10 protein-coding genes are annotated in these 7,370 nt (G+C 43.7%); 1 reads left to right on the plus strand and 9 read right to left on the minus strand.

Annotation, left to right across the window (positions count from 1 at the left end):
- Nucleotide 1: 1 nt before the first annotated feature.
- The 8 genes from AP057_RS09575 to AP057_RS17500 form a co-directional block, all read right to left on the minus strand.
- Nucleotides 2-820: a N4-gp56 family major capsid protein gene (locus tag AP057_RS09575; RefSeq protein ID WP_055358621.1), complete on the minus strand. Its 819-nt coding sequence runs from the start codon at nt 818-820 to the stop codon at nt 2-4.
- 20 nt (nt 821-840) lie between these two features.
- On the minus strand, nt 841-1,398 hold the full coding sequence (locus tag AP057_RS09580) for a phage scaffolding protein (RefSeq protein ID WP_055358622.1): 558 nt from the start codon (nt 1,396-1,398) through the stop codon (nt 841-843).
- Between the two features lie 122 nt (nt 1,399-1,520).
- Complete coding sequence (locus AP057_RS09585) at nt 1,521-1,805, minus strand: hypothetical protein (protein ID WP_055358623.1); 285 nt, start codon at nt 1,803-1,805, stop codon at nt 1,521-1,523.
- Nucleotides 1,798-3,153: a minor capsid protein gene (locus AP057_RS09590; RefSeq protein WP_235468539.1), complete on the minus strand. Its 1,356-nt coding sequence runs from the start codon at nt 3,151-3,153 to the stop codon at nt 1,798-1,800. Before AP057_RS09590 ends, AP057_RS09585 begins: the two co-directional genes overlap by 8 nt.
- A complete protein-coding gene (locus AP057_RS09595; protein WP_014194726.1) occupies nt 3,146-4,570 on the minus strand; it encodes a phage portal protein in 1,425 nt (474 codons plus the stop codon). The genes AP057_RS09590 and AP057_RS09595 overlap by 8 nt, the downstream gene beginning before the upstream one ends.
- A 13-nt stretch (nt 4,571-4,583) precedes the next feature.
- Nucleotides 4,584-5,846 (minus strand): PBSX family phage terminase large subunit, encoded by a 1,263-nt coding sequence (locus AP057_RS09600; RefSeq protein ID WP_152968871.1) that lies wholly within the window; start codon nt 5,844-5,846, stop codon nt 4,584-4,586.
- A complete protein-coding gene (locus AP057_RS09605) occupies nt 5,833-6,273 on the minus strand; it encodes a terminase small subunit (RefSeq protein WP_025950450.1) in 441 nt (146 codons plus the stop codon). Before AP057_RS09605 ends, AP057_RS09600 begins: the two co-directional genes overlap by 14 nt.
- Nucleotides 6,274-6,293: 20 nt before the next feature.
- Nucleotides 6,294-6,464 (minus strand): hypothetical protein, encoded by a 171-nt coding sequence (locus tag AP057_RS17500; RefSeq protein ID WP_200910066.1) that lies wholly within the window; start codon nt 6,462-6,464, stop codon nt 6,294-6,296.
- Nucleotides 6,465-6,664: 200 nt separating this feature from the next.
- Here AP057_RS17500 and AP057_RS09610 point away from each other — a divergent pair, with 200 nt between their 5' ends.
- Nucleotides 6,665-6,886 carry a hypothetical protein gene (locus AP057_RS09610; protein WP_033021475.1) on the plus strand — a complete coding sequence of 74 codons (222 nt, stop codon included), beginning with the start codon at nt 6,665-6,667 and terminating at the stop codon, nt 6,884-6,886.
- Between the two features lie 3 nt (nt 6,887-6,889).
- Here the strand turns inward: AP057_RS09610 and AP057_RS17290 are convergent.
- On the minus strand, nt 6,890-7,370 hold a 481-nt coding region (locus tag AP057_RS17290; protein ID WP_161804326.1), incomplete at its 5' end, for a hypothetical protein.

A 7,370-nucleotide genomic window follows, 5' to 3' on the forward strand; every position in this document is an offset into this window, starting at 1 on the left:
CTTACGCTTTTTTGTGCACGTAAATGGCGTTCTTCTTATTCTCGAATACAAAAGCATCATAACGAATACGACCTTCTACAAGCGTACCGTTAATGCCTGGCGGGTTTTCATGCGTTACGTAATCAGTCAGCTTGATCGGCGCCACTGTTGCCATCGGATGTGTGATGAAAAATTCGACGTTGGCCGGCAAATAAGAAGAAGGCACCGTAATCAATGGGATCCCATCAATTTGACCGACTTGTCCTTTCATTAGTGCATCCTGTGCGAGATCAGACGCTTTAATGAAAGACGGGTCTAAGCGAATTTGTTTATAAAAATTCGCGCCAATATACGCTACGCGACCAACCAATGGAACTTTCAAGTCTGTAAGTGTCGTTGTCGCATCCAAAAACGCCTCATACGCATTATCCTTTGTAATCGGCGCCGTCACCGTCGTGCCTGCGTTGGCGCAAATGACTGCAAAACGATAGATGTCCACCTCCGGAACAACCACTTCGTCAATCTGACGGGCAAGTGCTTTGCCGGCCTCCATGACACCCATGGTATCTTGTTTCGATTTATTATCGATCGTAAACGTAAAGGACCGATCGCGTGTTACTTTCATTTCTTGCACACTGTTCTCCAGTTCGACCGGTGTGCCATAACGATTGTTTCCTGACGGCGTATAATCTTGCATCGGTGCTGTTGGGATCGAGAACACCTTGACCGTTTCAACCCCAACCCACTCCAAATCTTGATTTACAGCTCCACCCGAAAGAGATTGTTTTTTGAAACGCTCGTCGACATATGGCGCATACTTCTCCGCATAGTTAATTGGCATTGTTCATTACCTCCTACACATTAAATAGAATTAAATCCAGCTAAAAACGGATCCTCTGGATCCCTGCCAGTCGGATTGCCTTCAGCTGGTTTGATCCCCGTAATTTTCGGTTGATGGTTGTTTTCAGGCACAAATAAAAAGGACTTGGTTTCTTGCAGCGTCTTTAACTGCTCATCCAGTCCTTTCGTGATGTTTCCGTTTTCGTCTAATTCAATAGCGTCCTTGTCAAGAAGCGACGCAACCAAATCGGCGTCATGTACCTTTCCATTAATCGCAAGTTTAATCGCGCTGTTCAATTGCGTTTCTTTGATTTTCGCTTCATATGCCGCCTTCTCCTCTTTATATCGCTTCTCTAAATCCGCAAGCTTCGTTTGTAGTTCTTCATTTCCTTCTGCTTGCTTTTTGAGCTGTTTTAAGTCATTGTCGCGTTGTTCTAGCTGTTTTTTCATGTCGTCGAGACTTGTTTTTAAATCGTCTACTTTCGCTTTTTGCGCTTCCACCGACTTCCCATGCTCGGCCATGATTTTGTCGATGACCTCTTTCTCCAGTCCTAAGCTTTCAAGAAATTCACGTTTCATTCTTACTCCCTCCTGGTTACGTTTTTTTACGTGGTTACGGCCACGAACCCTTTTGTTCTTTAACGTCTACAAATAGTAAAAAGACGAGAGGAAATAAAAAAGCACATAACCGTTTTGTTTGGTTAGGTGCTTTTATCTAGCAAATTCTTAATCACTTGATATTTTTCTTGCACAACTTGTTTCAACTCTTCTTCTCCAATGTAGTCACTATAGTCTTGTCTATGAATCGGATCTGGTTCGTACCAACTGCATGCTTCCGAAATATCATCAAACGCATCGATATACTTTTCATCTAAATCTGCATTATCGAAATATGAGGCATACATAGCAGGAAAATCATAAGAAAATTGCTCTGGCGGCAAATCCCCTTCAAGATAATCTTCAACACACCTCAATAAATCATCCATCGATTTCCCTCCAGTCTTCTTTTGGTTTTGAACGAGCAACAATACTAACGATCTCACCGGTATCATTAGCTTGTATTACCGCAATGCCGTCTTTAAAATAAACCGTTTTATCTCCCTCTGCTTGATGATATCTTTTTCCTGTCTTAAGCACATCTAAAACATCTTCTTTTGTAAATTTTCTTTTTCCTTTGCTTTGTTTTTGACCCAGCACACGATTCACAGCATGTTCTTTAAAGGAAAATCCTTCATTTTTAAAATATTTAAAGGTATCATTCATTTTTTGAAGATATTGCTTGGAGTACTGTCCAGGATTCCTTATCTCCAGTGTATTCCCTTTGATGTGTCTATTATACCACTCTTCATACGAAATGGAATCCACCAAACCATTCATCGACTGACGTTTCTCACCGTTCGTATACTCCGATTCATCGAAATACGGAATTGTTGTCGTTCGGCAACGCACATGAAACGGTGGTGCATTTGTTCCTGGTTTGTAATCTTTCACGTTATAAACCTTGCCATCTTGGTATCTACAAATATCCGATGTTCGCATATCGAGTGTGGCCAAAATCTCGTATTTCTCCATCCCCGCATCGCGATAGCTGTTGTGCGCAGCTAAATTGTGAAAGAAGCTCGCTTCCGTCCTAACCAACGCTTCGGCGCGCGAGTATGCAACGTCTGTCACTCTCACTATTTCTTTGGCCGTCCGATCGATGGACCGGCCGATGATGAAGCTTTGTTCGAGCGACTTTCGAATGTTTTGCATGGTTTCTTGTTCGTGGCCCCAAATCCGTTCAGAAAACTCTTTGCCACTCCAGTTGTACGACATCACTTCGCGCATGGTGCTGTCATCAAGTATTTGAACGTTTGCAGGGATGCCGGCCATCGCGAAATCATACATGAAGTGGTAGTACGAGTTTTGGTACACATCGACCAACCCCGTATAGGTGTACTCCTGCAATCCGTTTTTTCCGCCATAGAGGTGCAGCATCATCATTTCGATTTGCGCTAAAAGCAACTCTAATCGCGAAATCCGAACACGATAACTGACTGCGTTGAGCAAATTTTCGTATTGCGGATTTCCCGCGAGGGCCATAGCACGAAACCGGGCCAAATCGACTTGCTTAAATTCTTCAATTTCTTGGGACGTTAAAATCTTTTTCGCCTCATACAATGAAAGCTTGTTATCTCTCGCATACCTTGCGTAAAACGCTTCAATCTGTCGCACAATATCTCGTTGCGCTTCTTTCAGTCGCTGTTGCATCTGCGCTAAATATTTCTCGACAATCAACTGCGCTTCCTGTTCTCTTTGCGCGGCACGCTGCTCCCAATACTGCCGGCTATTCATTTACGTTCCCATCTTTCCTTTGTTGCTGGAACGCGCCCTGGTAGCCGTTATACATTTGTTCTTGTTCCTGTTGCTTCTTCAATCGTTCCTCGACTTGCTCCGTATACCACGGATGATTTTCACGAATTGTCTGGTCATCGAGAATACCAACCGACGCCTGGCAGTTGGCGATCACCTCTGACTCATTAATGATGATGTCACGGTTGAAGATAATTGAAATTGGCTCATTCGTGAAATCGCCTTTTCCTGTCATGAGCAAATACTGGTCGATGAACCAAATCAAATGTTCTAGGCTTGATTGAAACTCGGTTTCAAGGATGTTGCAGTCCATATCTAAATCCGAATATCGGTATCGAAGCGCCACTCCACTGGCGTTGCCCAGGTTCTCATCCTGTGTATCAACCCCGCGTCCAAATTCATAGATGGCTTTCCGGATCCGAAGAAGCTCTTTTTCCACCGCGTCTGTCTGAAGATCGGCTTGGAGCTTATCCACATCGCCGTTTTCATCTAACTTTACCGCCCGATATCGGTTCAAATCATTTAAAAATTCCTGTAAGTTCGTCCCGCCATAATTTACTAACTTATAGATGAAATTCGGGATGTCAGCCAACAGATCCGCATTTACGGAAGCTTGCAAATTGTAGTCATCAATCAATGACTTGATACAGTCGATCAGTGGCTGCTCTTCCTCATTGTACTTGAACGCAATCAACGGCATGCGCTCCCACAGATACGGCTTTCCATCGATCATGAAATGATAGTTTGTTTCCACTCCAGCCAACACATCCGGAACGAGCGAATCGGCTTGCCAGACATAATAGTTAATCCCGTTTGGGTGGTGATACTCGACCTTCTTTTGTAGTTGTTTTTGTGTGTTCGTGTACACCACTTCTTCATACACCCGAATAAACGACACAATCTCTTCATGATCATTATCTTTCCAGAACGGAATAATTTGTTCGCTCGGAATTTTTTTGAAAGCTAATTCTCCTTTTTCGTCAATGTACACATATAAAAAAGCGATCCCTTTGTTGATCGCTTCTTTGCCGAGATTTTTCACCACTTTTAGCAAACGCTTATCAAACATATCTTGCATGATTTTCCGGTATGTTTCGTTTTCCGTTGCAATCGTTGGCTCCTTTGAGAGCAAGTATCCAACTTTCTGATTGACGAGCTTTTTCACAAAATCATGAGCTAGCTTTTGATTCGAACGCCATGTGATATCTTGATTTTTCTTTTCGATATCCATTTTCGTACGATAATATCGATCGCCTAGCAGCATGAGATTGCGCTTTTCGCTCGTTTCCCAGTCTTTCACGATCGCCGCCAAAAGCTGTTCGTCTGTCATGATTCCTTTGGCCAACTCCGCCAATGCTCGTTCATGCCAAGGCGCTCTGAATAAATCCTCGATCAGCACGCGATCACCTCCTCTATTTCAATATCGATACGGACGGTCGTTTCATATCATCTTCGAATGCGTAACGAGTCGCATCGATCGTATGGTTATTTTTATCCTCCAACTTCGGTTTTGGATTGCCGTCTGCGTCAACCTGGTAGTCAATCGACTCAAATTCTCTTGCAATGTTCGGCGTTCGCTTCGGATCAATCACAATTGCCTCTAAATCATCAAGCCACTTCTCGCCATATTCCACACTTCCCGGACCTTTTTTTGCCCCTTTAATCCGCGGAATCCCGTGCTCTTTTTTCATTTCATCTACTGATTTTGGTTCGGCGCTGTCGGCGATAATCGGTTCGAGATGATAGTTTTTTGCTTTGATTTTTTCAGCTACTTCTCGGTTCGATAGCTTCACACCGTATATTTCATCGATGGCATAAATGATCCGTCTGGTTTTATCATAGTGCCAACGCACGAACGCAAACGGATCCACGCCATATCCCCAGTCAATACCTTGACGGATGTTATCAAATTGTTTCATCTCCTCATCCGTAATCGTCCGAAATACTAAATTATCAAACGGCACCACACCACTCCCAATCGGCTCGCCGAGATATTCATGGCGGTACTTCATCTCATTCGTTCGCTTCGTATGTTCGGCTTCTTCGATGAAGTCTTTCGACAAAAACGGATTGTCTAAATACGTCGAGTGATGAACGAACGTGTTCTCAGGAAGAAATTGCGTTTCGTACTTTTGGTTGACCCATGACTGTCTACGCTTCGGTGGGTTATAGCTGTAAAAAAACGTGTACCGCAATCCGCTCGGAAGCTCTCCACGTAACACAGATTTTTCAATGACAGATACTTCTTCCTCTGTCTTAAACTCTGCAAGCTCCTCAATCCACATAATGGCTAGTGGAAATTTCGATGCTTTAATGGATTTGATTTTTTGTGGGTCATCAGCACCGCGGAACAGAATCCGATTTCCTCGCGGCAGATACGTGATCCGCATCGGGTTGATCGTCACTTGAAAATACTCTGTGACACCCAATATTTCCATCGCTTCTTTCAGCTGTTCCAACACCGAATCCGCTAGCGTGTTCCCGACCCTGCGTACAACAAGAGCCGTCACCGGATACCGCATCACCAGCAATAACACCATCATTGCGATGTGCGTAGATTTGGCGCTGGCCCGACCACCTTTCAGTACATAGCGCAAATAACGTTGCTGTTTCACCAACGCCCACACTTTTTGGAACGTTGGTGTAAACACTTCAGAAAGCCTAATCTGCTTCATCGGACTCACCGATGTCATCGATAATCTGAACACCAAAATTGGCGTCAATTTGCTGGCGCTCGGTCCACATCGCGAAGCGTTTGCCGAGGAGCTCGGCAGCTTTAACACGATCCCGAATGCTTGGTGTCTTATCTTCCAATTCAAAAAATCCTTCGCCTTTTCCGACAGGGATTTCTTCCGTGACCTCACCACGCAGCACTTTTGTCAAAAACTCCAGCACCTCATCCTGCGAAGCGACGCGTGCTTTATCTTTTTCAGCTAAGCGTTGACCGATGTACTCTTTAATCGCAACATTTTGCAACAGTTTGTGCGCATGACCTCGAGCCGTAGCGTCGGAATACCCAGCCTTTCTCGCCGCCTCTTCTGCGTTTCCTAATTCGATATAATAATCCGCAAACGCTTTTTGTTTTGGCGTCAACTTCCGCATCTACATCATCACCTACCTCCTCACTTCCTTCGAATCGCCCCGCGCACTCGCTTGTACGTGTCGCGTCGGACGCCCATAATGTCGAGCCAGTCACGCCAGGTCATCCTGTCTTTCTTCATGCGGTTTAACTTTTGTTTGTCTTTATCACCCAATGCCTCGCGCAACTTATACACGTGCATCACCTCGCTCAAATAAAAAACGCCACCCGATCGGGTGACGCCAATGGAAAGAGGTTCGGCTTGCCACTTTTCACTTATTAGTGGCATTCACACGACAAAAATACAGTGTTATAAATAAGTTTTGCTTTGACAAAAGTAAAAATGATATTATTAAGTCATAAGGAAACATTTCTGTTGTTGTTGAATATGATTAAAAAAGGGGGCGAGGTGACATGAAGAAAATCATTGGCATTCTTTCTCAAGTGAATATGTCTGTACTTCTTATTGCCTTTTTCTTCTTGTTGTACGACCTCACCCTATTGAAACTGGACGTATTTGGAAACCGTACCGTAGGTGTTTTTTATATTAGAGAACTTGTCTCTCTCGTGTTCGCAATATTGACAGTGAAAAGTTTCTTTAAAATCGAAAACCGTTATAAGGAGAAGGAAGAATGAAGCTTATTCTTCCTTTTTTTCATCTTTCGCTTCTACTGGTAGAGAAGTTTGTTTACTCAGAGATTCAACGTATGCTTGTAATGATTTTTGCAATTGTCCGGGTAATTGAATTTCAAGATTTTCTGCATTCATAATCAAACGTTCTTTTTGTTCATCGTTTGGCTCGTTAACTCCCTCTTGAGTTTGACCTTGCTGCTTTAGTTTTTGCCACTCCAGCAACCTTCCCACAATCCCCGGTGTATCGAATTCTATGCCGAAAAACTTTACTCGCCCGCCGATCACCCCAACGAGTGCTACTGCTATCATGATGATAGCAGGAATATACCCTATTAATTCGATGGCTCCGGGAGACTGGACATTGATTTTAATATCAATTTCATCGTCAGAATGACTATCAGCCAACGCGAACAAATCAGACATGAAAGATATGAAGTGATGAGCTTTGATGTGGTCTTTCTTGCGCACATGTAGAATAAAATGACAC

Source organism: Geobacillus sp. Sah69, assembly GCF_001414205.1.
GTDB lineage: Bacteria > Bacillota > Bacilli > Bacillales > Anoxybacillaceae > Geobacillus > Geobacillus stearothermophilus.

Coding starts and splice junctions, on each gene's coding strand:
- AP057_RS09600 (WP_152968871.1), bottom strand. CDS start 5,846: ATGAAGCAGATTAGGCTTTCTGAAGTGTTTACACCAACGTTCCAAAAA.
- AP057_RS09605 (WP_025950450.1), bottom strand. CDS start 6,273: ATGCGGAAGTTGACGCCAAAACAAAAAGCGTTTGCGGATTATTATATC.
- AP057_RS09585 (WP_055358623.1), bottom strand. CDS start 1,805: ATGGATGATTTATTGAGGTGTGTTGAAGATTATCTTGAAGGGGATTTG.
- AP057_RS09575 (WP_055358621.1), bottom strand. CDS start 820: ATGCCAATTAACTATGCGGAGAAGTATGCGCCATATGTCGACGAGCGT.
- AP057_RS09590 (WP_235468539.1), bottom strand. CDS start 3,153: ATGAATAGCCGGCAGTATTGGGAGCAGCGTGCCGCGCAAAGAGAACAG.
- AP057_RS09580 (WP_055358622.1), bottom strand. CDS start 1,398: ATGAAACGTGAATTTCTTGAAAGCTTAGGACTGGAGAAAGAGGTCATC.
- AP057_RS09610 (WP_033021475.1), top strand. CDS start 6,665: ATGAAGAAAATCATTGGCATTCTTTCTCAAGTGAATATGTCTGTACTT.